Source organism: Ideonella aquatica, assembly GCF_018069755.1.
Lineage (GTDB): Bacteria > Pseudomonadota > Gammaproteobacteria > Burkholderiales > Burkholderiaceae_C > Ideonella > Ideonella aquatica.
This window is the reverse complement of record NZ_JAGQDE010000012.1, coordinates 145,116-170,130: the sequence shown is the minus strand read 5'-3', so window position 1 is coordinate 170,130 and position 25,015 is coordinate 145,116. Positions and strand designations below refer to the sequence as shown.

The window sequence follows — 25,015 nt, the reverse complement described above, 5'->3', positions numbered from 1 at the left end:
GCAGCGAGCCGCAGGCGAGCGCAGGGAGTTTGGCGACCACCCCGGGGTGGCGAGCACCCGAGGGGAGTCGGCGCAGCCGACCGCCACCGTCTGCGACGACAGACCCAGGCCGCTCAGGCCTTGGCTGTGCGCCAACCTCTGCAGTAAGACCCTTGCAACGGTCGGAGCGAGCCAAGGGCTGGGCAGGCAGGCAGCGCCGGCCAGCGAGGGCGGTCGGCTGCGCCGACTTCCCTGCGGTGCTCGGCCTGCAGGGCGGCCCCCAAACTCGCTACGCTCACCTGCGGTTCGCTGCGCTCAGACAGTGTGGGCCAAGTCAGAAGGATTTGCCCTGCAGTCCTGCGCTCCTCGGCGCCCTCCAATGGCCGGCCCTGCCGCCTGCCCAGCCCTTGGCGGCACGGTGGGTGTAGCGCGTTGATAATCGCCCGCATGAACCTCAAGCAGCTGGAGTACTTCGTCAGCGTGGCCGAGCTGGGCAGCTTCAGCAAGGCGGCGGTGGTGCTGGACATTGCCCAGCCGGCCTTGAGCCGCCAGGTGCGGGCGCTGGAGATCGACCTGCGAGAGACGCTGCTGCTGCGCAACGGCCGTGGCGTGGTGCTGACCGATGCCGGTCGGCGGCTGTTCGGCCATGCCACCGAGATCCTGCAGCAGGTGGCGCAGGCGCGGGCCGACATGGGCGCCAGCCGCGACGAGCCGGTGGGACATGTGACGATTGGCGTGCCGCCCAGCATCGGCCGCCAGCTCACACTGCCGCTGATCGAGGCCTTCGAGCGCCAGTTGCCCAAGGCGCGGCTGGCGCTGGTGGAGGGTCTGTCCAGCCATGTGGCCGAGTGGATCAGCACCGGCCGCGTGGACCTGGGCCTGGTACACAACCCCGAGACCCAGCCCGGCCTGGAATTCAAGCCGCTGCTGGAAGAGCGCCTGTGCCTGGTGCAGCGCGCACGCGATGCCGGGCGTGGCCCGCTGCCGTTCAAGGACCTGGCGCCGCTGCCACTGGTGCTGCCCGAGCGCCAGCATGTGATCCGCCGCCAACTGGACAGCCAGGCCACGCTGGCCGGACTGACGCTACAGGTGCGCTGGGAGGTGTCCAGCATCGCCGCCATCGTGGATCTGGTCGCCGCCGGCCACGGCCATGCAGTGCTCACCGCCAGCGCAGTAGCCGCCTCCGGCCGCGGCGACGAGCTGGCCGTGCGGCCGATCACCGAGCCGCCGCTGATCAGCGTGCTGTGCCTGGCCAGCTCGGCCCACAAGCGCCCTACGCCGCTGATGCGCCAGGCCAGCCGCCTGATCGGCGAGCTGGTCAAGGCCTTGCCCCAGGGCACCGCCGCCCGCTCGCTGCCGGGCTGACTCATTCCACCCTCAAGGAGACCCCGATGCGCGCCCTCTGGAAGAACACCGTCATCGCCGAGAGCGACGACACCGTGCTGGTCGAAGGCAACCACTACTTCCCCGAATCGGCCGTGAACCCGCAGTACCTGCTGCCCAGCAACACCCGCACCATGTGCAGTTGGAAGGGCGAGGCCAGCTACTACACCGTGTTCGTCGACGGCGACGCGCTACCCGACGCCGCCTGGACCTACCGCGCGCCCAAGGATGCCGCGGCCGAGATCCAGGGCCGCATCGCCTTCTGGAAGGACGTGAAGGTGGTGGAGTGATTCAGGCGCTCAGGCCGCTGGCCGGCAGCCGGTAGCCGGCTGCATCGCCCAGCGCCTCCACCAGCGGCCCCAGCCAGGGCTCAAAGTGGCGCCAGTGGTCCAGGGCCTGGGTGTCCAGCGGCCGGCGCACCTGCTCGGAGCTGGGCGTGAGCACCTGGCGGGTGTTCTCGTGGAAGCGCAGGCAGGCGCTGTCCCAGGGCAGGCCCAGGTGGTCCAGCAGGCCGCGCAGCACCGGCTCGGGCGACTGCACCAAGGCCTCGTAGTGCAGCGTCAGCACACGGCCCGGCTGCAGGCGCTGCACATGATCGACCAGACGCAGGTAGTGGCGGGCGTAGTGGCCCAGCTCCTGCAGCGACAGCGCGCCGCGGCCGTAGGCGCTGTACATCGACCAGGCGTTGGCCACCGGATGGCGGCGCACATCGATGATCGCGGCCTGCGGCAGCATGGCGCGGATCAGGCCCAGGTGCAGCACATTGGCGGGCCGCTTGTCGATGAAGCGCGGGCGGCCGCTGTGGCGATGTGCGCTGGCGCGGCGCAGGTAGTCCTGGCCCAGCGGGCGCCAGGCCTGGGGCGGCTGGCGCAGCAGCGCGGCCACATGGGCGGGCCCCAGCTCGCCCTGGCGCCGCTCGGCCAGCACGCGCGCCAGGTGGCCCACATAGGTCAGCTCGGAGGTGCCTTCCACCGCGGGGTGGCTGGCCAGCATCTGCTCGACCAGCGTGGAGCCCGAGCGCGGGCGGCCGACGATGAAGATCGGCTCGGGTGATGGGTCGCCCTGCCCCGCGCTGCGGGCGAAGAAGGCCCCGTCCAGACCCTGGATCTGGGCATCGATCATGGCCTGCAGCGCGGCGGCGTCGTAGCGGATGCGCGCGCGCAGGCTGAGGTTGGCCTGGTGGTAGAGCTGGAAGGACTCGGCATACTCGGCGCGCAGCTCCAGCGCGCGGGCCAGCGCGAACTGCAGCGCCGGGCGCTCGGCCTCGGGCAGGCTGCGGCGGCCCAGCCACTGGCGCAGCGTGGCCAGGTCAGCGTCGTCGAAACGGTGCGTCTTCAGGTTGGCCAGCGCGGCCCAGGCAGCGCCGCAGTCGGGCTGCAGGCGCAGCGCGGCGCGGTAGGCGGCCACGCAGTCGGCGTGGCGGCCGGCCACGCGCAGCGCATGGCCCAGGCGCACCTGGAAGGCCGGCTGCCTGGGCGCGGTGGCCAGCAGGCGTTCAACCAAGGGCAGCACCTGCTCGCCCTGGCCCAGGCGCTCCAGCACATTGGCCTGGTGGTGCAGGAACAGCGGCTGCGCGGGCTGCTGGCTCAGCAGTTGATCCAGTTGCGCGCTCGCGGCGGCCAGTTCCTCGTCGCGCAGCAACAGCTCGACCAGCCGGAAGCGCGCGGCATCGTGCTGCGGCGCCAGCGCCAGGCAGCGTCGCAGCTGGTCCATGGCCTGGGGCGCGCGGTCCAGGCGCTCGCTGGCCTGGGCGGCCAGCCACCAGGCGTCGGCGTCGTCGGGATGGTCAGCCAGATGCTGGCGCAGCTCCAGATCGGCCAGCAGGTGCTTGCCGTCGCGCAGCGCCTGGGCCTGCGGGCGCAGGGCGGCGGGCGGTGGGCATTGACGCGCCAGTTGGGCGCGCGCGGCGGCCAGCGGATCGGGCGCGGCCGGCGCGGGCTGGGCGGGCGGCCGGGCCACTCAGCGGTGGGTGAAACGGGCGGGGCGCTTCTCGAGGAAGGCCCCCATGCCCTCGCGCTGGTCCTCGGTGCCGAACAGCGCGTGGAACAGGCGGCGCTCGTAACGCACGCCGGTGGACAGACCGCTCTCGAAGGCCTCGTTGACCAGCTCCTTGATCATCATGACGCTGGGCTGGCCCATGGCATTGATCTGGCCCGCGGTGACCAGGGCCTCATCGAGCAGGCTGGCGGCCGGCACCACGCGCGAGACCAGGCCGCTGCGCTCGGCCTCGTCGGCGCCCATCATGCGGCCGGTGAGCAGCATCTCCATGGCCTTGGCCTTGCCGATGGCGCGCGGCAGGCGCTGCGTGCCGCCGGCACCGGGCACGATGCCCAGCTTGATCTCGGGCTGGCCAAATTTGGCGCTGTCGGCGGCGATCAGCACGTCGCACATCATCGCCAGCTCGCAGCCGCCGCCCAGCGCAAAGCCGCCCACCGCGGCGATCACCGGCTTGCGGACCTGGCGGATGGTCTCCCAGTTGCGCGAGATGTGGCCCTTCTTGAAGGCATCCATGTGGCTGTAGCCAGCCATCAGCGAGATGTCGGCGCCGGCGGCAAAGGCCTTGTCGTTGCCGGTGAGGATGATGCAGCCGACGGCGTCATCGGCGTCGAAGGCCAGCAGGGCCTCGCCCAGCTCGTCCATCAGCTGGTCGTTCAACGCATTGAGCTGCTTGGGGCGGTTGAGGGTGATGACGCCGGTCTTGAGCGCGCCGTCGCCGCGCACCTCGGTGAGGATGCATTCATAGGCCATGGAAGTCTCCTGCGGGCCGCCCCCGCGGTGGAGGCGGCGGTTTCGTCGGGGGGATGAACCGATGATAGTGGCGTTCAGGACCCAGGCGCGGCCAGCTCGGCGATGCGTGGCGCCGTCTTCAGGCGCAGGTCGAGGTAGTTGTCGACGTCCTGGCGGATGACGATGCGCACCGGCAGGTACAGCAGGCCCGGCGCCACCCACAGCTCCACGGTCAGCTCGCCCGGCTTGGCGTTCTCGCGCTGCGGCACCACATGCACCGCGTCGATCTGGCCGAACGGCAGATCGATCGGGCCGCGCTCCTGCACCTGGTAGGTCCAGCGGCCCAAGCGGCGCGGCAGGGCCAGCGGCAGCTCGACCGTGGCACCGGTCTGCGCCAGCTCAGGCCGGGTCAGGAACAACCAGGTCATCTGCACGAACTGGCTGGCCACGTCCTGCACGCCGGGCGGCCGGGCCTCGGCCCGGCCGTTGGCCAGCTGCACCATGTCCTGGTCCAGGCGCACCGTCTCGCGCCGGGTGGCCGACATCGCCACCTCGGTCTCCTGGTCGAAGCGCTGCGGCGCCAGGCCCTGCTCGCCCAGCAGGCCGTCGCTGAGCATGCGGCGCTTGAACAGCGGCGGCACGCGCACCTCCAGGCGCACCTGGTAGCGCTCGCCCTCGCGCAGCCAGTCGACCTGGGCCTCGCCGACGATCGGGCCGCGGTATGAGCCCTCCAGCGCGTAGAGCAGCTGGGTCGACGGCGGCCAGGCGAAAGGCGGCGGCGCCGAGGCGGCGGGCGAAGGCGCCTCGGCCACCGCGCTGGCGGCGTCGTCCAGCGGATCGGGCGGGGCCTGGGCCACCGGCGGCGGTTCGGGCGCCGAGGCGGCTTCAGCCACCGCACTGGCAGCGGCCTGGGCCGCCACCACCGGTTGGGGACGCGGGCGACGCGGGGGCGGCGGCGGCGCGGGCGGCGGGGGCTCGGTCAGCGCCATCTCCTGGATGAAGCGCACATCGATCGCCGCGGGTGGTGGGTCGCGGTGCTGCTCCAGGCTGGCCGAGACCCATTGGCCGGCGCCCAGGTGAACAAGGGACACCAGCACGGTGAGGGCCACCAGCGCCAGCCGACGGCCGCCGCTGCCGAACCGCAGCGCCCAGGTCGTCACGCGCCCAGCCAGCCCTGGCGCAGCGCAGCCGCGGCGGCGGCCGGCCCGCTGCGCAGCGCCAGTGTCCAGGCACGGGTGAAACCGGCATCGCCGCCCGGTTGCACGCGCAGCGTGCGCAGGCGCTGCTGGCGCACCAGCGTCAGCTCGAAGACCTGGCCCTCGCGCACCCAGGCCTGGGCGTCTTCCAGACGGCGGATGCGCCAGCCATCGACCGCCAGCAGCTCATCGCCGGCCGACAGCCCGGCGCGCGCGGCGGCGCTGCCCTCCAGCACCTGCTTGACCAGGCAGCCGGTGACGGGGCCTTCGCTGAGCTTCAGGCCCAGCGACGCCGCCCAGCCACTGCCCTCCTGGCCCACCAGCACGCCGCTGGCGGTCAGGGCAGCCTCCAGCGGCAGCTCGTCGCGGCCGTGCACCCAGTGGGCCAGCTCGCGCGCCAGCTCGGCGCTGCCCAGCTCGCTGACCGCCGCGAACACCGCCTCCTGCGTCAGACCGGTGCTGGCATGACGCGTCCACAGCAGGCGCATCAGCGCGTCCAGGGACTGCCCGCCAGCGCGCAGGCGCAGGTCCAGCAGCAGCGCGATCAGCGAGCCCTTGGTGTAGTAGCTGACGGTGGCGTTGGGCGTGTTTTCGTCGGGCCGGTAGTACTTGTTCCAGGCGTCGAAGCTGGCCTCGGCCACACTCTGCACGCGCCGGCCCGGCGTGGCGCGCACGCCGTTGATGACACGCGAGAGCAGCTTCAGATAGCGCGGCGCGTCGATCAGGCCGGTGCGCTGCAGGAACAGGTCGTCGTAGTAGGAGGTGAAGCCTTCGAAGAACCACAGCAGCTCGGTGTAGTTCTCGCGCTGGTAGTCGTAGCGCAGGAACTCGCGCGGCTTCAGGCGCTTGACGTTCCAGGTGTGGAAGTACTCGTGGCTGATCAGGCCCAGCAGCGTGACATAGCCGTCGGTGCTGGCGGTCTGGCCCTGGCGTGGCAGGTCGCGGCGGTTGGCAATCAACGCGGTGCTGGCGCGGTGCTCCAGGCCGCCGTAGCCGTCTTCCACGGCCCACAGCAGGAACACGTAGCGCTGGAAGGGCGGCTTGCGCCGACCATGCCAGAACGCGATCTGCGCGGCGCACAGGCGGCGCGTGTCGGCCAGCAGGCGCTCGCCGTCAAAACCCGGCCAGGCGCCGGCGACGATGAACTCGTGCACCACACCGGCCACCTCGAACTGGCCGCGCCAGAACGGGCCCAGCTCGACCGGGTGGTCGGCCAGCTCGTCGTAATCGGCGCAGACCCAGGTCTGGCGGCGGCCGGCCAGCGGCGTCATCGCGGTGGCCACGTCCCAGCCGGCGGGCAGGCGGCCGATCTGCAGCTCATGGGCCTCGGCCTCGCGGCCGACCGCCTGCAGGCACAGGCTGGTCGGGTTGAAGAAGCCGCGCGCGTCGTCCAGCCAGGCGGTGCGCACCGAGGGATCAAAGGCGTAGACCTCGTAGCTCAGCACCAGGGCCGCTCGGCCACTGCACTCGGCCACCCAACGGGTCTTGTCGAGCTGGCGCAGCGTGCGCGCTTGCCCGCCCTGGCGGGCCTCCAGGCGGCTGAGGTGGCGGGCGAACTCGCGCAGCATGTAGCTGCCCGGGATCCACACCGGCAGCGCCAGCACCTGCTGGGCGGCGGGCTGCGGCACGGTCAGCGTGACGCGGTAGCGGTGGCTGCCCGGCTCGGGCAGCTCGATGCGGTAGGCGATGCGGGCCATCGGGCGCGGGTCCTCGGGGTCAGGTGGCGGCCGCCGCCAGGAAGCAGCACAGCGCGGCCACCACGGTCAGCCGAAAACGCAGCGTCAGCCAGTGGGCCAACTGGGCCTGGGGATAGAGACGGCGGTCCACCAGGTAGCACACCACCAGCATCATGCCCACCAGCGGCAGGCCGGAAAAAGCGGGCATGACCACCGCCAGCGTGCCGACCAGCGGCGGCACCACGGCCCAGCGCCGGGCCGCGGGCGGCTCGCCGTGGGCGTTCATCGTCAGGCCCCAGTGCACGCCGCCCAGGAAGGCCAGCACGGTGGCGCCGTAGGCGGCCAGGGCCAGCGCGACGAAGGCGTGCGGCTCGGGGCTGTCGATCAGCCACAGCAGGGCGGCGCCCAGGACGAAGGGCAGCAGCCCCAGGTAGGACAGGCGGGCCGCATCGGCGGGCGGCTCATGCAGCGCCAGGGCACGGGTGGGAGCGTTCATGGCGGGCGATTGTCGCTGCGCCGCGCCGCCCTTGCCGGATCAGGCGTTACCGCCCGCGGCATCAGCCCTTTTTCTGCAGGTCGGCCAGGCGCTTTTCGATCAGGTTGGACGGCATGGCGCCCGGCGAGCGCGAGCCGTCCTCGAAGACGATGGCCGGCGTGCCCTGGACGCGGTACTTGCGGCCCATGGCGCTGTTGCGGTCGATGGCGGCGGTGTCGCATTCGCCGGCCGACTTGGGCGGCGTGACGCCGTCGATCATCCAGGCGCGCCAGGTCTTCTGGGCATCCTTGGAGCACCAGATGTCCTTGGTCTTGGCCGTGCTGTCGGGGCCCAGCACCGGGTAGAGGAAGGTGTAGATGGTGACGTCCTTCACCTTCAGCAGGTCACGCTCCAGGCGCTTGCAATAGCCGCAATTCGGGTCGGCGAAGACCACCAGCTTGCGCGCACCCGTGCCCTGCTTCTGGACCATCGCGTCCTTCAGTGGCAGGCTGGCGAAGTCGATCGCGGTGAGCTTGTCGATGCGGGCCTTGGTGATGTCGGTGCGGGTCTTGGTGTCGAACAGGCTGCCTTCGATCAGGAAGTTGCCGCCATCGTCTGTGTAGAGCACATCGGTGCCCAGGCGCACCTCCCACAGGCCGCCCATCGGCGTGCGGCTGACCTCGTCGATCGGCGGCAGGTTGGGCATGCGCTCGGCCAGGGTCTTGCGGATGGTGGCCTCGTCGGCCTGGGCCAGCGTGGCCAGGGCCATCAGCGCGGTCAGACCGATCGAGCGGATCGGGGAGGTGGTGCGGGTCATCAGGGGTCCTTCTGGCGCGGTATCAGGCGCCGAGTGCGCGGTCGACGAGCCAGCGCTTGAGCGGCGGCAGCCTGTCAACCAGAGTCAATCCGTGGTGGCGAAGTTCCCGCAACAGCGGGTGCGGGTGGCCAAAGAGTTGCCACAGGCCGTCGGTGGTGCCGGCCATCAGGTGGTTGGGGCCGCTGCGGCGGCGCGCATGGCGGCGCAGCAGCGCCGCGTCGCCCAGCGCCCGCCAGGACTCGCGCGCAGCCAGCACCTCGGCCAACGAGGCCACATCGGCCAGGCCCAGGTTCAGACCCTGGCCAGCCAGCGGATGTACCACGTGGGCCGCATCGCCCAGCAGCACCCAGCCGGGGCCGGTGGTGGCGCTGGCGTGTCCCAGCGACAGCGGCCAGGTGGCGCGTTCGCTGGCCAGTTGCAGCGCGCCGGCGGCGCCGCCGGTGGCCTCGGCCAGCGCGGCCTCGAGCTCGGCGGCCGCGGCCTCGCGCCAGTGGCGGGCAGAGGCCTCAGGCTGCGACCAGACCAGCGCGTAGCTGCAGCCCGGCTGCGGCCGGTCCAGCGGCAGCAGGGCCAGCACATCGGGCGAGCGGAACCACTGGCGCGCCAGGCCCTGGTGCGGCCGGTCGCTGAGCAGACGGGCGGCCAGCGCGTGGTGGCCATAACCGTGGCGCTGGAAACGCACGCCCAGGGCTTCGCGGGCGGCCGAGGCCTTGCCCTCGGCGATCACGGTCAGCGCCGCGGCGGCGGGCTCATCCTGTGCGCTGATGCGCGGCGCAAAGCGCAGCGCGGCCTCCAGCGTGTCTTCCAGCGCGGCCGCATCGACGATCCAGGCCAGCGCGCCCACACCCTGCTGCCAGGCCGAAAAGCCGATCTCAGCGCCCTGGTCGCCCTGCACGCGCATGTCCTGCACCGGCGTGCGGGCATCGGCCGGCAGGCTGTCCCACACCCGCAGGCGCGCCAGCAAGGCCACCGACGCAGCATTCAGCGCATAGGCGCGCAGGTCGGCCACGGCCGGCGCGGCACGGCGCTGCACCGCCACCGACAGCCCATCGTGCGCCAGTGCCAACGCGGCGGCTCGGCTGACGATGCCGGTGCCGAGGATGCGAACGTCGGGCGAAACCATGCCGGCATTGTAGGCACCGCCTTAAAATGGCGGGTTATGCCTGGATACCTCCAGCGCCCCCCAAAACCCCAGGAATCCCCATGAGCCTCAAGTGCGGCATCGTCGGCCTGCCCAACGTCGGCAAGTCCACCCTGTTCAATGCCCTGACGAAGGCCGGCATCGCCGCCGAGAACTACCCCTTCTGCACGATCGAACCCAATGTCGGCGTGGTCGAGGTGCCGGATCCGCGCCTGGATGCGCTGGCCGAGATCGTGAAGCCCGAGCGCGTGCTGCCGGCCATCGTCGAGTTCGTCGACATCGCCGGCCTGGTGGCGGGCGCCAGCAAGGGCGAGGGCCTGGGCAACCAGTTCCTCAGCCACATCCGCGAGACCGACGCGATCGTCAACGTGGTGCGCTGCTTCGAGGACGAAAACGTCATCCACGTGGCCGGCAAGGTCGACCCGATCGCCGACATCGAGGTCATCCAGACCGAGCTGTGCCTGGCCGACCTCAGCACCGTCGAGAAGAGCCTGCAGCGCTACACCAAGGCGGCCAAGAGCGGCAACGACAAGGAGGCCGCGGCCCTGGTCAAGGTGCTAGAGAAATGCCGCGCCGCGCTGGATGAGGCCCAGCCGGTGCGCACGGTCGACTTCAGCAAGGAAGAGCTGGTCATCCTCAAGCCGCTGTGCCTGATCACCGCCAAGCCGGCGATGTTCGTCGGCAATGTGGCCGAGACCGGCTTCGAGAACAACCCCTTCCTCGACCGCCTGCGCGAGTACGCCGCCGCCCAGAAGGGCGAGGTGGTGGCCATCTGCGCCAAGACCGAGAGCGAGCTGGCCGAGATGGACGACGAGGACCGCGCCATGTTCCTGGCCGAGATGGGCCAGGACGAGCCGGGCCTGAACCGCCTGATCCGCGCCGCCTTCAAGCTGCTGGGCCTGCAGACCTACTTCACCGCCGGGGTCAAGGAGGTGCGCGCCTGGACGATCCACATCGGCGACACCGCGCCACAGGCCGCCGGCGTGATCCATGGCGACTTCGAGCGCGGCTTCATCCGCGCCCAGACCATTGCTTTCGAGGACTTCATCCAGTTCAAGGGCGAGCAGGGCGCCAAGGACGCCGGCAGGATGCGCGCCGAGGGCAAGGAGTATGTCGTCAAGGACGGCGATGTGATGAACTTCCTGTTCAACGTCTGAACCCGCGCCCGGCCCGCGCGCCTGCCTGCGACCCGCGATGAGCTCTGGCCGCGCCGAGACCGCCCTCAGCGCCCTGGCCCGCCAGGCCGGCGTGGCGCTGCTCACGGCGCTGGCCTATGCGGTCACGGCGGCGCTGGCGCTGTGGCTGGCCGCGCCGCCATCGTTCGCCGCGCCGCTGTACCCGTCGGCCGGCATCGCGCTGGTGGCCACGCTCACCTGGGGACGGGCGGGCTGGGTCGGCAGCCTGCTGGGCGCCTTCGCCGTCAACACCCTGCTGGGCGGTGCGCGCGGCCAGACCGACTGGGTCAGCCTGATGAGCGGTGGCCTGATCGCGCTGGGCGCTGCGGCCCAGGCGGAACTGGGCGCCCGCCTGGTGCGCCGGCGCCTGCCGGCACCGCGCGACCTGTCCGAGCCGCGCGACGTGCTGATGCTGTTCCTGCTGGCCGGCGTGCTGGCTTGCATGGTCAGCGCCAGCGTGGCGGTGGCGGTGCTGGGCGCCACCGGTGCGGTGGGGCGCGATGCCCTGGCCAGCACCTGGCTGTCCTGGTGGACCGGTGACGCCCTGGGCGTGCTGCTGGGCACGCCGATCGCGCTGACGCTGGTCGGCCAGCCAGCGCACCTGTGGCGCTCACGCCGCCTGACCGTGGCGCTGCCGATGCTGGCGCTGGTGGCCGCGGTGGCCACCACCACACTGCTGGTCGGTCGCGGCGACGCCCAGCGCCTGCGCAGCGCCTTCGAGCGTGACGCCACCCGCACCGCCGACGTCTTCGACTGGGGGCTGCGCACACCGCTGCATGCGTTGGAGGCGATGCACGGGCTGTACCTGGCCTCTGACGACGTCACCGTGGCCGAGTTCGACCTCGCCGCCCAGGCCTGGCTGCAGGAATCGCCGTACCTGGTGGCGCTGGGTTTCGGCGAACGGTTGATGCGGGCAGATCTGGCCGAGACGCAGGCCCGCATCGCCGCCCACGACGGCCGGGCCTGGCGGGTGTTCAACCGCGCCGACGCGCCACCCAGCCTGACCGCCGACGACGAGGACGTGGTGGCCATGCGCCGCATCACCCCGCTGGGCCCGAACCAGGTGGCGCTGGGCGTCAACCAGCTGTCCATCCCGGCGGTGCGGCAGGCCATCGGCCGCGCGCTGGCCGACCAGCAGGCGCGCGCCAGTGAGGGCTTTCGCCTGACCCAGGCGCAGGGCGACGAGACCGGCGTGGTGGTCTACCGCGCCGTGATGCGCCCGCCCGGGCAGGCGCTGGGCAGCGGGCCCCGTGCGCAACTGGAAGGCGTGGCCTTCGTGACGCTGCGCACCGGCGAGACGCTGGCGCGCATCATGGCCACCGCCCCGCCCTACCTGAAGGCCTGCCTGATCGACCGCGACGGCCAGGGGCCGCGGGCGCTGCTGGCCGGCGCGCCGGATTGCACCGCCGACCTGCCCGCCGGCCACCTGAGCTACCGCCGCGTGTCCAGCTTCGGCGGCCGCAGCTGGGAGCTGATGCTCAGCGCCGCGCCCAGCCAGGTGCCGGACGACGCGCCCTGGCTGACTGGACTGTTCGGCGTGGGCGGCCTGTTGTTTGCCGGCCTGCTGGGCATGCTGCTGCTGTCGATCACCGGCCGCCAGCGCCGGGTCGAGGACGCGGTGGCCGAGCGCACCAGCGACCTGCGCCACGAAGTGCAGGAGCGCCGACGCGCCGAGGAGCGGCTGCGCGAGAGCGAGGCCCGCTGGCGCGCCATCGTCGACAACATTCCCACCGGCGTGGTCTACGCCGACCTGGAAGGGCGGCTGCGCGAGGCCAACCCGCGCCTGCGCACGATGCTGGGCCTGCCGCCGGACGGCGCGGCCGACGCCCTGGCCCGCCTGAGCCTGGCCCGCCTGCTGCCCGGTCCCGAAGGCCATGACCGGGCGCTGCTGGCCCTGCTGGCCGACACCCGGGGCGTGTGGCAGGCCCGGCGACAGCTGCAGCGTGAGGGCGCCGCACCGCTGGAAGTGCAGGTCACGCTGGGCCTGCTGCGCGACACGGAAGGCCGGCCCAACCATGTGGTGGGCGTGATCGAGGACGTCACCGAGCACCTGCGCCTGGCCCAGGCCGAGCGCGCCCGCGAAAGCGCCGAGGCCGCCAGCCGCGCCAAGAGCGAGTTCCTGTCGCGCATCAGCCATGAGCTGCGCACGCCGCTCAACGCCATCCTGGGCTTCGGCCAGTTGCTGGGCCTGGAGCGCGCGCCGGCGCTGACGCCGCGCCAGCGCGAATGGAACGACCAGGTGCAGCAGGCCGGCTGGCACCTGCTGGGCCTGATCAACGAAATGATGGACCTGGCGCGCATCGAGTCCGGCGAGATGCGGCTGAGCCCGCAGACGGTGGATCCGGCGGTGCTGCTGCAGGAGTGCCTGACGATGCTGGCGCCCACCGCTGCGCCGCGCCGCCTGGTCTTCGAGCCGGTGCGCAGCAGCAGCACCCGGCCGGTCTGGGTCGATCCGCTGCGCCTGCGGCAGATCCTGACCAACCTGCTGAGCAATGCCGCCAAGTACAACCGCGAGGGTGGCACGGTGCGCTGCAGCGTGGCCGACGAGGGCGATGGCGTGTGCATCGAGGTGGCCGACGAAGGTGAAGGCCTCAGCGCCGAGCAACTGGCCCACCTGTTCGAGCCCTTCAACCGCCTGGGCCGCGAGCATTCTGGCGTGGAGGGCACCGGCCTGGGCCTGGTGATCAGCCTGCGCCTGGCCGAGGCCATGGGCGGCCAGTTGCAGGCGCGTAGCACACCGGGCCAGGGCTCGGTCTTCCGTCTGTGGCTGCCGTCCGCCAGCGCCGACCATGGCCCGGATGACGCACCCGCCGCAGCCGGCGCGCCGGTGCCAGCCCGGGCGCCAGCCCATGTGCTCTACATCGAGGACAACGAGACCAATGCCGAGGTGATGCGCGGCGTGCTGGCGCAGCGGCCGTGGCTGAGCCTGGAAGTGGCCGCCACCGGCACCGAGGGCCTGGCCGCGGCGCGCGCCCGGGTGCCCGATCTGCTGCTGCTGGACATGCACTTGCCCGACATGGATGGCCTGGAGGTGCTGGCCCACTGGCGCGCCGACCCGCGCCTGGCCGAGGTGCCGGTGCTGGCCGTGTCTGCCGACGCCACCCAGGAGCGCATGGCCGGCGCCCAGGTGGCCGGCGTGCGTGGCTACGTGACCAAGCCGGTGGACATCGCGCGGCTGCTGGCGCTGGTCGACGAGCTGATCTGAGGCCTTCAGCTGCCGGCGTAGCCCAGCGCGCGCCAGGCGTCGAACACCGCCACCGCCACCGCATTGCTCAGGTTCAGACTGCGCTGGCCGGGGCGCATCGGCAGGCGCACCCGCTGCGCCGGGGCAAAGCGTTCGCGCAGATCGGCCGGCAGGCCGGCGCTTTCGGCGCCAAAGACCAGCACGTCACCAGCCTGCCAGGCGATCTCGCCCAGCGGCCGGCTGCCGCGGGTGGTGAAGGCAAAGCAGCGCGCCGGGTCGGGCTGCTCGGCGGCGGCGAAGGCGTCCCAGTCGGCATGCCGGCGCACCGGTGCGTACTCGTGGTAGTCCAGGCCGGCACGGCGCAGCAGCTTGTCGTCCATGGAAAAACCCAGCGGCTCGATCAGGTGCAGCGCGCAGCCGGTGTTGGCCGCCAGGCGGATGACGTTGCCGGTGTTGGGCGGGATCTCGGGGTGGACCAGGACGATGCGGAACATGGCCCGATTGTCGGGCCGCTCACTCCGGGGTGCGCGCCAGCAGCCACAGGCTGACCGACGCCGCGCCGGCCTGCAGCAGCACCTGGCTGGCCTCGGTGACGCTGGCGCCGGTGGTCATCACGTCGTCGACCAGGGCCAGGTGGCGGCCCTGCACCGCGGCGCGCCGGCCCGGCGCCAGCATGAAGGCGCCGCGCAGATTGGCCTGGCGGGCGGCGCGGTCCAGGCCGGTCTGGTGCGGGGTGTCGCGCCAGCGGCGCAGCAGCGTGCCGTCGGCGCGTGCGTCCACCGCGCGCGCCAGCAGCAGCGCGTGGTCGTAGCCGCGCTCGCGCAGGCGCCCGGGCGAGGCGGGCATGGGCAGCACGGCATCCACCGGGGCCTCGTCGGCCAGCGCATGGCGCATCAGTGGCGCGAACAGGCCGGTCAGCGCCAGCTCGCCCGACTGCTTCCAGCGCAGCACCAGCCGATCCCAGGGGAAGCCATAGTCCAGCGCTGCCACCGCCCGCGCAAAGGGCGGCGGCGCCAGCAGGCAGCGTCCGCACAGCGCCTGGCCTGCCATCAGGGGCAGCGCGCAGCGCCGGCAGCGCGGGCGCGGCGCAGCGAAGCGCGCCAGGCAGTTGGAACAGGCCGGGCCACGGGCCCAGTCGCCACAGACGGCGCAGACCTGCGGCGGCACAGGTCGCCAGGCCGGAAGCCATGTCCCCAGGGCAGCGCGCAGCGGCATGGGCTCAATATACTGCCGCGCCATGAGTGACTCCCACGCCGCCTCCCGTGCGCTGGACGCCCGGGCCGCGCAGCGCGTGCAGGAGCGCCAGCAGCAGGCCAGCGCCGCGCCCTGGCTGCATGCCGAATCGGCCCGCCGCCTGGCCGAGCGCCTGGTGGTGTTTCGCCAGCCGCCGCAGCGGGTGCTGGACCTGTCCGGCAGCGCGGGCGGACCGGCCTCGATCCTGTCCGAGGCCTGCCCCGGCGCCCAGATCGATCGTCCCGGCGCGCCCGCGGCCGGCGGCCGCTGGTGGCAGCGCCTGCTGGGCCCGGCGCCCACCCCGCTGGCCGATGGCCAGGCGCAGCTGCTGTGGTCGGTGATGCAACTGCACTGGGCGGCCGATCCGCCTGCGCTGCTGGCCCGCTGGCGCCAGCGCCTGGCGCCCGAGGGCGCACTGATGTTCAGCACCCTGGGCCCCGGCACACTGGAGGAGCTGCGCCAGCTCTATGCCCAGGCGGGCTGGGGCTCGCCGATGGCGCCGCTGGTCGACATGCACGACCTGGGCGACATGCTGGTGGCCGCCGGCTACGAGGGCCCGGTGATGGATCAGGAGACGCTGACGCTGACCTGGTCGTCGCCGCAGGCGCTGCTGGATGAGCTGCATGGGCTGGGCGCCAACGCCGACCCTCAGCGGATGCCGGGCCTGCGCACGCCGGCCTGGCGCCGTGCGCTGCTGGCGCGCCTGGCCGAGCGCGCCGATGCCCAGGGCCGGATCGCGCTGCGCTTCGAGCTGGTCTATGGCCACGCCATCCGCGGCCCCGACCGCGGCCCGGCGGTCAGCGCCGAAACCCGCGTCGGCCTCGACGAAATGAGCGCGATGCTCCGGCGGGGGATGCCGCGCTGAGCCCTCGTCAGGCGGCGGACGCCGCGCTGAACCGCCGCCGCGCGATCGCCGCCACCAGCAGTCCCACCATCGCCGCGGCGCCGGCCGAATGCGCCAGCGCGCCCAGCAGCGGCCAGCGCAGCACCACATTGCTCAGGCCGGTCAGCAGTTGCAGCAACAGCAGCGCTGCCAGCCAGCCACCCAGGCGTCGCCAGCCGGGCGTGCGCCACAGCAGCGCCGCCGCGGTACCCACGGCCAGCGCGGCCATCAGCGCAAACAGCCGGTGTGTCCAGTGGATGGCCACCAGCGCCTCGAAGGGCAGGATCGAGCCGTCCGCCGCATGGCCCAGCTCGCGCAGCAGCGTGAAGCCCTGCGTCCAGGCCATCGCCGGCCAGCCATCGCCGTTGCAGCCAGGGAAGTCCTGGCAGGCCAGCACGGCATAGTTGGTGCTCACCCAACCGCCCAGGGCAATCTGCAGCGTCAGCACCGCCAGCGCGGCGCCCAGCACCCTGGGTGCCAGTCGTGGCAGCGGCGGCGCTGCCTGGCGCGCGAATGAGGCCTGCTGCACGACCAGCAGCGCCAGCAGCAGCATCGCCCCCAGCAGGTGCAGTGTGACGATCGCCGGGTAGAGCTTCAAGGTCACTGTGTACTTGCCAAACAGGCCCTGCACGATCACCCACACCAGCGTGGCGGCGCTCCAGCCCCACGCATGCGGCAGCACGCGCCTGTGGCGCCAGCTGGCCACCGCGCCGATCAGGATCAGCAGGCCCACGGCCATGGCCAGGTAGCGGTGCAGCATCTCGATCCAGGCCTTGGTCAGCGTCACCGGGCCGCTGGGCTGCGCGGCCTCGGCGGCGGCGATGTGGGCGCCGGCACCGATCGGGCTGGCCACACCGTAGCAGCCGGGCCAATCGGGACAGCCCAGGCCGGAGTCGGTCAGGCGGGTGAAGACACCGAAGACGATCAGGTCAAAGGTCAGAAACAGCGTCAGCAGCGTCAGCGCGGCCAGGCGCCGCTGCGGGTCGGCGCCGCGGGTGCGCAGCAGCCACCACAGCAGCGGCAGGCCGGCCGCGGCCAAGCCCACGGCGGCGAGTCGGAACAGGGCGGCGGCGGAGTGGTCGGGCAGCATGCTCAGGTGTGGCGCCGTTCCCACGAAACGCCCTCAGGTTTACCCGAAGAACTGACGCTCGCTGGCGGCGGCGGCGGATTGTCACCCGGGTGAGCGGCGCTTCCGGCCGGGTTTTCATCGGGAGAAATGCTAGGCGATTGCGATTTGTCAGGCACCGCCCAGGCCGTTAGCATGCGAGGGAGAGGGGCGGATTGATCTTTCGCAATCCGCCCGGGACCGAACCGACCCGACCCACCGACCAGCGCCGCAGCGCTGGCGCAGCACAGGAGACAGCATGTCGCACGACGTCAGCGCCGCCCACGCGCACCATGACGAGCACCATGGCGGCCACTGGGAGTGGAGCGTCTACCCCTTCCTCGCCAGCATGGGCATCTTTGCGCTGGCGGTCGCCTTCAGCTTCCATTTCGTCTACCACAGCGGCCTGCTGGCCGCGATCTCGCTGGGCATTGGTGTGGTGCTGGTGCTGGCCGGCATCGTCGGCTGGACGGCCGAAGCCATGGGCCACGGTGAAGGCCTGTCCTACGGCGCGATGGGCTGGTTCATCCTGGCCGAGGCGATGATCTTCGTCTCCTTTTTCGCGATGTACTGGTTCGCGCGCCTGAACGCCGCCAGCTGGCCGCCCGAGAACACGCCCCACATCGACACCACGCTGCCGCTGCTGATGACCGGCGTGCTGGTGGCCTCGTCGTTCACGATCCACCACGCCGAAGCGCTGCTGCATGACGGCAACCAGGCGGGTGCCCGCACCTGGGTGCTGATCACGGTGGTGCTGGGCGCCACCTTCCTGGGCATGTCGGCCTGGGAGTGGAACCACCTGATCCACGGCGGCTTCGTGCCGGGCACCAACATCTTCAGCACGGCCTTCTTCTCGATCACCGGCTTCCATGGCGGCCACGTGATCGTCGGCCTGTCGATCTTCCTGGCCGGCATGCCCTCGCTGATGCGCGGCGATGCCGATCTGGGTTTTCTGCGCACCGCCGGCCTGTACTGGCACTTCGTGGACATCATCTGGTTCTTCGTCGTCTCGCAGATCTACTTCTGGTGACGCGGACCACGGGCTGAAGACGATCATGGCAGTGCGACGGCTGGCCGCCTGGGTGCTGGCGCTGGTGACCGGTGTGTCGCTGGCGGGTGGGCGCGCGCCCGATCCCGAGCGCACCAAGATCGACCCGGCCGTCACCCGCATCGACGAGCAGGCCCACCTGGGCAACCGGCTGGACCGCGCGGTCCCCTTGCTTGACGAGCACGGCAAGCCCTTCACCTTCGGTGAGCTGCTGGGCAAGCCGACGATCCTGGTGCTGTCCTACTTCGGCTGCGACGGCACCTGTCCGACGATCAACCGCAACCTGGCCCGCGCCCTGCCTGGCGTCACGCGCTTCCAGCCGGGCAAGGACTACCAGGTGCTGACGGTCTCGTTCGACCGCCAGGACACGCCGCAGCGCGCGGCCGAGTTCATTCGCCAGCTGCAGTCCGAAGTCCCTGGCGCCGAGCGCGGCTGGCGCTTCGCCGTGCTGGCTGACACCACCGCCGACGCGCCGCAGCGCTTCGCGAAGCAGGTGGGCTTCAACTTCTTCTGGTCGCGCGTCGACAAGACCTTCCTGCACCCGAATGTGCTGGTCTTCCTGACGCCCGATGGCCGTGTGGCGCGCTACCTGTACGGCACCGCCATGGATCCGCAGAACCTGCAGCTGGCCCTGATCGACGCCGACTGGGGCCGCATCAGCGAGTCCAAGGACGCCATCTTCGACATGGTCACCGGCGCCTGCTTCAGTTTCAACTACGCCGAAGGGCGCTACCAGCCGAACTACGCCCTGCTCACCGGCGTGGCGGCACTGCTTTTCGGGCTTGGGTCGATGGGCCTGGGCCTGTGGGCTTACCGAAGAAAACCCGCCAGGAGACCTGTGCATGCACATTGAGACCCACCAACCGTCCCGGCGCCTGGCGCTGCGGCCTCTGCTGCTTGCCGCCGGCGGGCTGCTGATGACGCTGCCGGCACTGGCCTACGAGGCCAAGACGGCCGCGCCCGGCGTGATCAACGACCCCGCCGCCGGTTACGACAAGCTGTGGCACGAGGTCCTGATCGACATCACCGTGATCGGCGTCGCCTTCGCGCTGGTCATGGCCTGGTTCCTGATCAAGTACCGCCAGAAGAAGGCCGGCGATGTGGGCTCGGCGCCGAAGCTCAGTTCCGCCGCCATGGTCGGCTGGGCGGTGATCCCGATCTTCGTCTTCCTGTCGGACGACCTGTTCCTGGCCGCCAATGGCTGGAAGCTCTGGAACGACTACCGCGACGTGCCGGCCGACCGCCTGGAGGTCAAGCTGGAGTCGGGCATGTACAGCTGGGACTACACCTACCCCAACGGCGTGCAGGCGCAGAACATTCTGCGCGTGCCGGCCGGCAAGCCGGTGATGCTGCGCATGACCAGCCGTGACACGCTGCACAGCCACTTCATCCCCGACTTCCGGGTCAAGGAAGACTCGATGCCCGGGCGCATCACCTACCTGTGGTTCTACCCCAAGGCGCCTGGCGAGCACGTGGTGACCTGCGCCGAATACTGCGGCGTGATGCACGGCTACATGGCCGGCAAGATCGTCGTGCTGCCCGAAGCTGAATACAAGGCCTGGATGGATGCGGAGGCTGCCAAGCTGTCCGCCACCAACAAGCCGGCCTGACGCATAACAAGGAGTCACGAACGTGAACTTGAAGGAATGGCTCTTCACCACCGACCACAAGCGGGTCGGCATCCTCTACCTGATCGGATCGATCGCCGCCTTTGGGGTGGCCGGCTTCGCGGCGCTGATGATGCGCATCGAGCTGTCGCAGCTGGGCCCGACCATCACCAACAACCCGACGCAGTACAACGTCTGGCTGTACACCCATGGCGCGGTGATGATCCTGGGCTTCCAGATCCCGGCGCTCACCGGCTTCTTCGCCAACTACTGCATCCCGCTGATGATCGGGGCAAAGGATGTGGCCTTCCCGCGCGTCAATGCGCTGTCGGTATGGCTGTTCTACGTGGGCATCTTCCTGGCGCTGCTGACCTTCGTGGTGCCGGATCCGCCCGATGTCATGTGGACCGGCTACCCGCCTTACTCCACCATCACCACCGGCAACACCGCGCTCTACACCTTCACGGTGCTGATCCTGGGCTTTGCCTCGATCATCGGTGGCGTGAACTTCCTGACCACGGTGGCCTACATGCGCGCCCCGGGCCTGAAGTGGAGCAACCTGAACATCTTCGTGTGGTGCACGCTGGGCGCGTTCGTGCTGCAGCTGATCTTCGTGCCGGTGCTGGGCACCGCGGTCACCTTGCTCAGCTTTGACAAGTACCTGGGCACCCACTTCTTCGACGCTGCCGCCGGCGGTGACGTGCTGACGTATCAGAACCTGTTCTGGTTTTACTCGCACCCGGCGGTGTACGTGATCTTCATGCCCTTCTTCGGCGTGGTGTTCGAGATCATCGCCACCTTTGCCCGCAACCGCATCTTCAACCTGAAGGTCGCGCTGTGGGGCGGCATCGGCGGCATCGTGATCCTGTCGGGCACGGTGTGGGTGCACCACCTGTATGTGTCGGGCATGGCCGACTGGATCCGCATCGGCCAGATGGTGACGACGCTGATGATCTCGGTGCCGGTGGGCCTGCTGGTGATCTCGCTGGCCGGCACGCTGTACAAGGGCTCGATCACCTTCGAGACCCCGATGCTCTACGCGCTGGGCGTGCTGTTCCTGTTCCTGATCGGCGGCCTGACCGGCATTCCGCTGGCGCTGACCTCGCTGACCCTGCACCTGGGTGAAACCTACTACGTGGTGGGCCACTTCCACTACGTGATGGCGGTGGCCGGCACCTTTGCGATCTTCGGTGGCGTGTACTACTGGTTCCCGAAGATGACGGGCCGGATGTACAACGAGTTCTGGGGCAAGCTGGGCTTCTGGCTGACCTTCGTCGGCGTCAACATCGTCTTCTGGCTGATGATGACCGTGGGCGTCAAGGGCATGCCGCGCCGCTACTACGACTACCAGCACTTCCCGCAGTTCGAGGGTGCGCACCAGATGATGACCATCGGCGCGCTGATCCTGGGCGTGGGCTTCCTGATCGCGGTGCTGAACTGGATCATCGGCGCCATGAAGGGCGCACCGGCCGGCGACAACCCCTGGGGTTCCAAGTCGCTGGAGTGGACCACCGTCTCGCCGCCGCCGCACGGCAACTGGCCGTCGCCGCCGAGCGTGCATGACGACTGGACGCCGTACGACTACGCCAAGTCCTGAGGACCTTCCTGCCCCGTCGTGACACCAGGGGCAGCCCCGCGCTGCCCCTGTCTCCATCCAGCCCTGCGGCATGTCTGTGACCCACCCTGCCCCGCCCCTGGCCCGGCGCGCGCTGCTGATTGGCGGCGCGCTGGCCGCGCTCGGCGCTGCGCTGGTCTGGTCCTCGCTGAAGCGGTCTGCGGCCCAGGCGCCTGAGGCGGCCGCGGGGGTGGCGCCTGCGGCTGACCTGCACGGGGTGCAGGTGTTCGACACCCCAACAGCCCTGCCCGCCTTCCAGGTGATGGCGCCCGGCGGCGCCCGCGACCTGAGCAGCCTGCAAGGCCACTGGAGCGTGCTCTTCTTCGGCTACACCCAGTGCCCCGATGTCTGCCCGGGCAGCCTGGGCATGCTGGCGACGGCACTGAAGCAGCTGCCTGCCGCTGCGCGGCCCTCCGTGCTGTTCATTTCAGTGGATCCGGCGCGCGACACCGCCGAGCTGCTGGCGCAGTACGTGCCGGCCTTCGATCCGGCCTTCGAGGGCGCTGCCGGCAGCGACGCCTCGATCGCCGCGCTGGTGCGCTCACTCGGCGTGGTCTACGAGCGCCATGCGCCCTCGGCCAGCGGCCAGTACACGGTGGACCACACGGCGTCGCTGTTCCTGGTCGATCCGCAGGCGCGCCTGAAGGCCGTCTTCACCCCGCCGCACGACGCCGATGCCGTGGCATCGGCGCTTCGTCGGCTCATGGCTTGAGGCTGCGATGAGGCCACATCGACTGCAGGCAGGCCAGCACGAACATGACGCCGCCGATCACCGCGATCAGGCCGCCCAGGCCCATCATGCCCATGCCGATGCGCTCGCCCAGGGTGGTCAGCACCTGGTCGGTGCCGGCCACCTTGCGCTGCACACCATAGCCGCCCGACCAGGCCAGACCCAGCACATGCATCAGCTGGCCGCCGCCGTAGACCAGCGGCTGCCAGTGCGCGAAGCGCGCCGTCACCGGCCGGAAGCCCAGCGTGGGCAGCAGCGCGTAGGCCAGGCCCATGAAGGCCAGCGTCACGCCGACGATCGAGCCGTGGTAGTGCGCGGGCACCACCACATTGACGCCGCGGATAAGAAAGGCCAGCACGCCGCCGGTGCCGAACAACAGCAGCGAGGCCAGCCAGGCCGAGCGCTGCGGACTGGCCGGTGCACGCCAGACGCCTGGCAGCACCGACAGCGCCATCAGCCCCAGGGGCAGCATCAGCAGATGGCCCCAGCGCATCAGCTGGGCGAAGCCCTCCATCTGCTCGCCGGTGCCCACCGGCCACAGCACCAGCAGCACCGGCACGGCGAGCAGCGGCAGCGCAGCCAGCGCGAAGGCCTGGCGCACCCGCTCGGGCTGCCAGCGCACCTCGGTGACAGAGGCGCCCAGCCACAGCCAGGCCACCGCAGCCAGCAGTGCATGCTGGAACTGCAGCGCATGGCCGGCACCCCAGAACAGCTTTTCGTAGTGGGCCTGCCCCTCCCCGGCGGGCAGCAGCCACAGTGTCCAGCTGAGCGTCAGCCAGGCGAGTGCCCCGGCCGCAGCGGCCAGACGGATGCCCAGGGCCAGCGCGCGCGCGGGCTCAGCCGCCTGGCCATCGGGCCGGGCGAACAGCATGGCGCGCAGCCAGGCCACCGCAAAACCCAGACCGCAGGCGCCCAGCGAGGCCAGGAAGACTGGCTGCTCCAGCACCGGGATGTAGTTGTTCAGCAGCGGCGTGGCGCCCTCCAGGAAGGGCGAGACCAGCAGACCCGCGGTGCCCAGGGCCGTCAGGCCCCAGCCGGCCCAGCCCAGCGCCATGGCGCGGGCCGGCGTCACCAGCGCCCAGGCCAGGGCCGCAAAGGCCATGAACCAGATCAGCACCGACAGATCAACGTGCACCACCAGCGCGGCGCGAAAGATGTCACGCAGCGGAAACACCGCAGCGATGCCGGGCGTGCGCGACAGCACCAGCACCACGGCCAGCAGGCCCGAGCCGATCAGAGCAGCCACCCCCAGCCAAAGCTGGGCACGGGCCAGGGAAGCGGCGGCAGGCGGGGGCGCATCCAGCGCCCAGCGGGCATCGTTCATGGAATCGGATCGGGCTTGAAGTCGTCAGGCCGGGCAGTAGACCACAGGGCCGCAGCGGCCCTCACAGGGCAAGCGCGCATGGTGTGCGCGCGGGCCGTCTTCCTAGAATTTCATCCAACCAGGAGTCATCCGCGATGCGCATTCGTCTGACCTACGGGGCCCTCGTTGCCGCGGCCGTCCTCTCCACCTCGCCCGTGATGGCGGCAGGCAGCGCCGAGGCCGGCAAGACCAAGGCCGCGGTCTGCATGGGCTGTCACGGTGTGGATGGCAACAGCCCCGCCGACATGTGGCCCAAGATCGCCGGCCAGCTGCAGCCCTACATCGTCAAGCAGCTGCACGACTTCAAGGACGGTCGCCGCAAGAACGAGCAGATGAGCCCGATGGCCGCGCCGCTGTCCGATCAGGACATCGAGGATCTGGCCGCCTTCTTCTCGACCCAGAAGGTCAATGCGGTGGCCAATGCCAAGGCCGAGCTGCTGGGCGCCGGCCAGAAGGTCTACCTCAAGGGCAAGGGCCGGCCCAATGTCGTGCCCGCCTGCGTTGGTTGCCACTCGCCGGGCGGTCAGGGCAAGAACGACTGGAGCGACATCCTGATGAAGTCGCCGCCCACCACACTGGCACCCGCGATCGGCGGCCAGCACCCGGCCTACCTGGCCAAGCAACTGGCGGCCTACAAGAGCGGCGAGCGCAACAACGACATCGGTCGGGTGATGCGCAACATCGCCGAGCGCCTGACCGACGCCGACATTGCCGCGGTGTCCGAGTACGCCGCCTCACTGGCCCGCTGAGGCCTGATCCCGGAGACACTGCATGAACACCCAGGCGCTTCGCCGCAAGCCGGCCTTTGGCCAGTTCCTCGCGCTGGCCAAGCCCCGCGTCGTCTCGCTGATCGTGTTCTGCGCGGTCATCGGCATGTTCCTCGCCACGCCGGGGCTGCCGCCGGTGTCGGTGGTGCTGTTCGGCACGCTGGGCATTGCGCTGACGGCCGGCTCGGCCGCGGCGGTCAACTGCCTGCTCGAGCAGCACATCGATGCGCAGATGGCCCGCACGCGCGGCCGCCCGCTGCCCTCCGGCACGGTCAACTCGCGTCAGACGGTGACCTTTGCCTTCCTGGTGGGGGGCATCGGCCTGCTGCTGCTGCACCACTTCGTCAATCCGCTGACGATGTGGCTGACCTTCGGCACCTTTGTCGGCTACGCCTTCATCTACACGCTGTGGCTCAAGCCGGCCACGCCGCAGAACATCGTGATCGGTGGCGCCTCGGGGGCGATGCCGCCGGTGCTGGGCTGGTCGGCGGTCACCGGCACGGTGCCGGCCGAGGCCTGGCTGCTGTTCCTGATCATTTTCATGTGGACGCCGCCGCACTTCTGGTCGCTGGCGCTGTACCGCACCAAGGACTATGAGCGCGCCGGCCTGCCGATGCTGCCGGTCACCCACGGCTCGCTGTACACCCGCCGCTCGATCGTGGCCTACACGCTGGCCCTGATCGTCGTCACGGTGATGCCCTATGTGATCGGCATGAATGGGTTACCCTACCTGTTGTGCGCGCTGGGCCTGGGCGGCGTCTTCCTGTACCGTGCGGTGAAGCTGCTGACCCACTACTCCGACGCCTGGGCGCGCGGCACCTTCAAGTTCTCGATCCTCTACCTGGCTGCCCTGTTCGCGGCGCTGCTGGTCGACCACTACCTGGTCTGATGCACGCGCGGCGCACGGAGCC

General features: G+C 70.9%; 23 protein-coding genes. 12 read left to right on the top strand and 11 right to left on the bottom strand.

Annotated elements, in window-relative coordinates:
• Positions 1-426 precede the first annotated feature (426 nt).
• Together KAK06_RS14765 and KAK06_RS14760 are read left to right on the top strand one after the other, a co-directional pair.
• A complete protein-coding gene (locus KAK06_RS14765) occupies positions 427-1,344 on the top strand; it encodes a LysR family transcriptional regulator (RefSeq protein WP_210802880.1) in 918 nt (305 codons plus the stop codon).
• Between the two features lie 26 nt (positions 1,345-1,370).
• On the top strand, positions 1,371-1,652 hold the full coding sequence (locus KAK06_RS14760; protein WP_210802879.1) for a DUF427 domain-containing protein: 282 nt from the start codon (positions 1,371-1,373) through the stop codon (positions 1,650-1,652).
• Position 1,653: 1 nt separating this feature from the next.
• Here the strand turns inward: KAK06_RS14760 and KAK06_RS14755 are convergent, their stop codons facing one another.
• The 7 genes from KAK06_RS14755 to KAK06_RS14725 form a co-directional block, all read right to left on the bottom strand.
• Positions 1,654-3,321: a tetratricopeptide repeat-containing sulfotransferase family protein gene (locus KAK06_RS14755; protein WP_210802878.1), complete on the bottom strand. Its 1,668-nt coding sequence runs from the start codon at positions 3,319-3,321 to the stop codon at positions 1,654-1,656.
• Entirely contained in the window at positions 3,322-4,110 is a 789-nt protein-coding gene (locus tag KAK06_RS14750) for an enoyl-CoA hydratase (RefSeq protein ID WP_210802877.1), read from the bottom strand.
• A gap of 74 nt (positions 4,111-4,184) precedes the next feature.
• Entirely contained in the window at positions 4,185-5,249 is a 1,065-nt protein-coding gene (locus KAK06_RS14745; protein WP_210802876.1) for a DUF3108 domain-containing protein, read from the bottom strand.
• A complete protein-coding gene (locus KAK06_RS14740; protein WP_210802875.1) occupies positions 5,246-6,982 on the bottom strand; it encodes a M61 family metallopeptidase in 1,737 nt (578 codons plus the stop codon). Before KAK06_RS14740 ends, KAK06_RS14745 begins: the two co-directional genes overlap by 4 nt.
• Positions 6,983-7,001: 19 nt before the next feature.
• Entirely contained in the window at positions 7,002-7,457 is a 456-nt protein-coding gene (locus KAK06_RS14735; protein WP_210802874.1) for a DUF3429 domain-containing protein, read from the bottom strand.
• 61 nt (positions 7,458-7,518) lie between these two features.
• Positions 7,519-8,253 carry a DsbC family protein gene (locus KAK06_RS14730; protein WP_210802873.1) on the bottom strand — a complete coding sequence of 245 codons (735 nt, stop codon included), beginning with the start codon at positions 8,251-8,253 and terminating at the stop codon, positions 7,519-7,521.
• A 22-nt stretch (positions 8,254-8,275) separates the two neighbouring features.
• Entirely contained in the window at positions 8,276-9,376 is a 1,101-nt protein-coding gene (locus KAK06_RS14725) for an FAD-dependent monooxygenase (protein ID WP_210802872.1), read from the bottom strand.
• Between the two features lie 80 nt (positions 9,377-9,456).
• Here KAK06_RS14725 and ychF point away from each other — a divergent pair, with 80 nt between their 5' ends.
• Together ychF and KAK06_RS14715 are read left to right on the top strand one after the other, a co-directional pair.
• The gene (ychF, locus tag KAK06_RS14720; RefSeq protein ID WP_210802871.1) at positions 9,457-10,551 is read left to right on the top strand and encodes a redox-regulated ATPase YchF; all 1,095 of its coding nucleotides are present in this window, start codon (positions 9,457-9,459) and stop codon (positions 10,549-10,551) included.
• A gap of 37 nt (positions 10,552-10,588) precedes the next feature.
• Entirely contained in the window at positions 10,589-13,774 is a 3,186-nt protein-coding gene (locus KAK06_RS14715) for an ATP-binding protein (protein ID WP_210802870.1), read from the top strand.
• 5 nt (positions 13,775-13,779) lie between these two features.
• Here KAK06_RS14715 and KAK06_RS14710 read toward each other — a convergent pair whose 3' ends face one another.
• Both KAK06_RS14710 and KAK06_RS14705 read right to left on the bottom strand, forming a co-directional pair.
• A complete protein-coding gene (locus tag KAK06_RS14710; protein ID WP_210802869.1) occupies positions 13,780-14,247 on the bottom strand; it encodes a tRNA (cytidine(34)-2'-O)-methyltransferase in 468 nt (155 codons plus the stop codon).
• Positions 14,248-14,266: 19 nt separating this feature from the next.
• Positions 14,267-14,968, bottom strand: a complete 702-nt coding sequence (locus KAK06_RS14705) for a ComF family protein (RefSeq protein ID WP_210802868.1) — start codon at positions 14,966-14,968, stop codon at positions 14,267-14,269.
• 22 nt (positions 14,969-14,990) lie between these two features.
• On the opposite strand from KAK06_RS14705, the gene KAK06_RS14700 reads away from it, so the two are divergent.
• The gene (locus KAK06_RS14700) at positions 14,991-15,851 is read left to right on the top strand and encodes a methyltransferase domain-containing protein (RefSeq protein ID WP_210802867.1); all 861 of its coding nucleotides are present in this window, start codon (positions 14,991-14,993) and stop codon (positions 15,849-15,851) included.
• A gap of 7 nt (positions 15,852-15,858) precedes the next feature.
• Here the strand turns inward: KAK06_RS14700 and KAK06_RS14695 are convergent, their stop codons facing one another.
• Positions 15,859-16,959 carry a COX15/CtaA family protein gene (locus tag KAK06_RS14695; protein WP_210802866.1) on the bottom strand — a complete coding sequence of 367 codons (1,101 nt, stop codon included), beginning with the start codon at positions 16,957-16,959 and terminating at the stop codon, positions 15,859-15,861.
• A gap of 274 nt (positions 16,960-17,233) precedes the next feature.
• Between KAK06_RS14695 and KAK06_RS14690 the strand changes: the two genes are divergently transcribed.
• The 5 genes from KAK06_RS14690 (at position 17,234) to KAK06_RS14670 (ending at position 21,956) form a co-directional block, all read left to right on the top strand.
• The gene (locus KAK06_RS14690; RefSeq protein WP_210802865.1) at positions 17,234-18,004 is read left to right on the top strand and encodes a cytochrome c oxidase subunit 3; all 771 of its coding nucleotides are present in this window, start codon (positions 17,234-17,236) and stop codon (positions 18,002-18,004) included.
• Between the two features lie 25 nt (positions 18,005-18,029).
• Positions 18,030-18,875: an SCO family protein gene (locus KAK06_RS14685; protein WP_210802864.1), complete on the top strand. Its 846-nt coding sequence runs from the start codon at positions 18,030-18,032 to the stop codon at positions 18,873-18,875.
• The gene (locus KAK06_RS14680) at positions 18,865-19,632 is read left to right on the top strand and encodes a cytochrome c oxidase subunit II (protein WP_210802863.1); all 768 of its coding nucleotides are present in this window, start codon (positions 18,865-18,867) and stop codon (positions 19,630-19,632) included. Before KAK06_RS14685 ends, KAK06_RS14680 begins: the two co-directional genes overlap by 11 nt.
• 22 nt (positions 19,633-19,654) lie before the next feature.
• Positions 19,655-21,226, top strand: coding sequence for a cytochrome c oxidase subunit I (locus KAK06_RS14675; protein WP_210802862.1), 1,572 nt, complete (start codon positions 19,655-19,657; stop codon positions 21,224-21,226).
• A 70-nt stretch (positions 21,227-21,296) separates the two neighbouring features.
• Positions 21,297-21,956, top strand: coding sequence for an SCO family protein (locus KAK06_RS14670; protein ID WP_210802861.1), 660 nt, complete (start codon positions 21,297-21,299; stop codon positions 21,954-21,956).
• On the opposite strand, the gene KAK06_RS14665 is transcribed toward KAK06_RS14670, so the two are convergent.
• A complete protein-coding gene (locus tag KAK06_RS14665; RefSeq protein ID WP_210802860.1) occupies positions 21,946-23,298 on the bottom strand; it encodes a cbb3-type cytochrome c oxidase subunit I in 1,353 nt (450 codons plus the stop codon). The two genes, KAK06_RS14670 and KAK06_RS14665, sit on opposite strands and share 11 nt — an antisense overlap.
• Before the next feature lie 134 nt (positions 23,299-23,432).
• On the opposite strand from KAK06_RS14665, the gene KAK06_RS14660 reads away from it, so the two are divergent.
• Together KAK06_RS14660 and cyoE are read left to right on the top strand one after the other, a co-directional pair.
• Positions 23,433-24,086 carry a c-type cytochrome gene (locus tag KAK06_RS14660; RefSeq protein ID WP_210802859.1) on the top strand — a complete coding sequence of 218 codons (654 nt, stop codon included), beginning with the start codon at positions 23,433-23,435 and terminating at the stop codon, positions 24,084-24,086.
• Positions 24,087-24,108: 22 nt separating this feature from the next.
• Complete coding sequence (gene cyoE / locus KAK06_RS14655) at positions 24,109-24,993, top strand: heme o synthase (protein WP_210802858.1); 885 nt, start codon at positions 24,109-24,111, stop codon at positions 24,991-24,993.
• Positions 24,994-25,015: the final 22 nt, after the last annotated feature.

Coding starts and splice junctions, on each gene's coding strand:
- KAK06_RS14685 (WP_210802864.1), top strand. CDS start 18,030: ATGGCAGTGCGACGGCTGGCCGCCTGGGTGCTGGCGCTGGTGACCGGT.
- KAK06_RS14695 (WP_210802866.1), bottom strand. CDS start 16,959: ATGCTGCCCGACCACTCCGCCGCCGCCCTGTTCCGACTCGCCGCCGTG.
- KAK06_RS14680 (WP_210802863.1), top strand. CDS start 18,865: ATGCACATTGAGACCCACCAACCGTCCCGGCGCCTGGCGCTGCGGCCT.
- KAK06_RS14660 (WP_210802859.1), top strand. CDS start 23,433: ATGCGCATTCGTCTGACCTACGGGGCCCTCGTTGCCGCGGCCGTCCTC.
- KAK06_RS14765 (WP_210802880.1), top strand. CDS start 427: ATGAACCTCAAGCAGCTGGAGTACTTCGTCAGCGTGGCCGAGCTGGGC.
- KAK06_RS14700 (WP_210802867.1), top strand. CDS start 14,991: ATGAGTGACTCCCACGCCGCCTCCCGTGCGCTGGACGCCCGGGCCGCG.
- KAK06_RS14725 (WP_210802872.1), bottom strand. CDS start 9,376: ATGGTTTCGCCCGACGTTCGCATCCTCGGCACCGGCATCGTCAGCCGA.
- KAK06_RS14760 (WP_210802879.1), top strand. CDS start 1,371: ATGCGCGCCCTCTGGAAGAACACCGTCATCGCCGAGAGCGACGACACC.
- KAK06_RS14710 (WP_210802869.1), bottom strand. CDS start 14,247: ATGTTCCGCATCGTCCTGGTCCACCCCGAGATCCCGCCCAACACCGGC.
- KAK06_RS14730 (WP_210802873.1), bottom strand. CDS start 8,253: ATGACCCGCACCACCTCCCCGATCCGCTCGATCGGTCTGACCGCGCTG.
- KAK06_RS14750 (WP_210802877.1), bottom strand. CDS start 4,110: ATGGCCTATGAATGCATCCTCACCGAGGTGCGCGGCGACGGCGCGCTC.
- KAK06_RS14715 (WP_210802870.1), top strand. CDS start 10,589: ATGAGCTCTGGCCGCGCCGAGACCGCCCTCAGCGCCCTGGCCCGCCAG.
- KAK06_RS14670 (WP_210802861.1), top strand. CDS start 21,297: ATGTCTGTGACCCACCCTGCCCCGCCCCTGGCCCGGCGCGCGCTGCTG.
- KAK06_RS14690 (WP_210802865.1), top strand. CDS start 17,234: ATGTCGCACGACGTCAGCGCCGCCCACGCGCACCATGACGAGCACCAT.
- KAK06_RS14665 (WP_210802860.1), bottom strand. CDS start 23,298: ATGAACGATGCCCGCTGGGCGCTGGATGCGCCCCCGCCTGCCGCCGCT.
- ychF (WP_210802871.1), top strand. CDS start 9,457: ATGAGCCTCAAGTGCGGCATCGTCGGCCTGCCCAACGTCGGCAAGTCC.
- KAK06_RS14705 (WP_210802868.1), bottom strand. CDS start 14,968: ATGCCGCTGCGCGCTGCCCTGGGGACATGGCTTCCGGCCTGGCGACCT.
- KAK06_RS14735 (WP_210802874.1), bottom strand. CDS start 7,457: ATGAACGCTCCCACCCGTGCCCTGGCGCTGCATGAGCCGCCCGCCGAT.
- KAK06_RS14740 (WP_210802875.1), bottom strand. CDS start 6,982: ATGGCCCGCATCGCCTACCGCATCGAGCTGCCCGAGCCGGGCAGCCAC.
- cyoE (WP_210802858.1), top strand. CDS start 24,109: ATGAACACCCAGGCGCTTCGCCGCAAGCCGGCCTTTGGCCAGTTCCTC.